Source organism: Aeromonas sp. Y293-4 (assembly GCF_027705905.1).
Classification (GTDB): domain Bacteria; phylum Pseudomonadota; class Gammaproteobacteria; order Enterobacterales; family Aeromonadaceae; genus Aeromonas; species Aeromonas veronii.
In genome coordinates, this window is the sequence record NZ_JAPDCI010000065.1 from 1 (window position 1) to 1,256 (window position 1,256).

1 protein-coding gene is annotated in these 1,256 nt (G+C 50.7%); it reads right to left on the minus strand.

Annotated elements, in window-relative coordinates; all coding sequences use genetic code 11:
- Positions 1–24: 24 nt before the first annotated feature.
- Positions 25–1,161 carry an ISAs1 family transposase gene (locus tag OKC31_RS21565; protein ID WP_016947065.1) on the minus strand — a complete coding sequence of 379 codons (1,137 nt, stop codon included), beginning with the start codon at positions 1,159–1,161 and terminating at the stop codon, positions 25–27.
- Between the last annotated feature and the right edge of the window lie 95 nt (positions 1,162–1,256).

The following is a 1,256-nucleotide window of genomic DNA, read 5'->3' on the forward strand; positions in this document are numbered from 1 at the left end:
CAGGGTGAGAGCGTGAACAAATTGTTAAATTGAGGTCAATTTAGCCAACCCAGCATCCAGTACCTTTTCCAGATAGGGGCTGCTCATGCCCGCAAATTGCTGCTTCTTCCGCAAGCTTGCCTTACGGCTGGTTTCGGCCCGCAGCATGTTCTGTGCCATGTGTCGTGTGCAAGCCAATATCTGGGGAGCATCACCGCGATATATCTGACAAGCATCCTCATTCATCACGACATCCAGAACCCAGTGCAGGCTATTTTCAATCGCCCAGTGCCCCCGGACAGCTGAGGAAAACTGCTCCGGTGTCAGTTCTGCTGAACTGATGTAGTAGCGATACTCCATTGATATTTTCTTCATCTTTTCAATGCGATAGGATATCGCCACGCCAACGCTTTTAAGGTTTTTCCACTCGGGAAATTGCTCTGCCAGTGCACCGGCTGGCAATACATGGTACTCGCGCCCATCTATACGACCATGTTGCTTCTCGATACTGACGGTTTCTTCCGTCAAAGGCTTGTTCATTGACTCGACCAGCGCCGCTCGCACGGCGCTATGCAACGAGGGTTGATTACCTTTTACTGCCAGCAGGTAGTCACCGCCGCCTTTGACTATGGTTGAGGCAATAGCGGTCTGACAACCCATTGCATCGATGGAGACCAAGCAGCCTTTCACATCGAGTATTGCGAGTAATTCCGGAATGGCGGTAATTTCGTTGGACTTGGCATCCGTTTTGACTTGACCGAGCACCAGACGATTCTGAGCGGCAAAGGCACTGACCATATGAATGGTAGATTGGCGACTGTCGCGGTCGTAAGAGCTGCGTAAGGTCTTGCCGTCAATGGCGATCAGCTCACCATCGGTACGCTCTGACGTTGCCTGCATCCAGCGGACAAAGGCGTTTTGAAATTGCTCCGGCTGAATACGGGAGATGATCCTGGCTATGGTGTCGTGAACAGGTAATCCGTTAGGAAACAAGCCATTACGCTGAAACCATTCCAGATGCGCCTCGCCGAATAGCTCAATATCTTCCCAACCTTGGGCGCCACCGATGGCGGCACAGACAGTCAAAAAAACCACATCAAAGAAGGGGTACTCGATTTTAGCTACCTGGCGAGGGTCTTTGAGTTCAGAGAAGAATTGAGTAAATGCAGCATGGTGGTTCATCGCGAAACTCCCGTAAAAGAGAGTATAAGATCACACCCAGATCGGTCGGTCAAATCCTCTTAACATTGCTTCAAAACGTTCACGATCTCGCCCTG

Bases quoted from the DNA above. Each gene is read 5' to 3' on its own strand.
- OKC31_RS21565 (WP_016947065.1), bottom strand. From the start codon at position 1,161: ATGAACCACCATGCTGCATTTACTCAATTCTTCTCTGAACTCAAAGAC.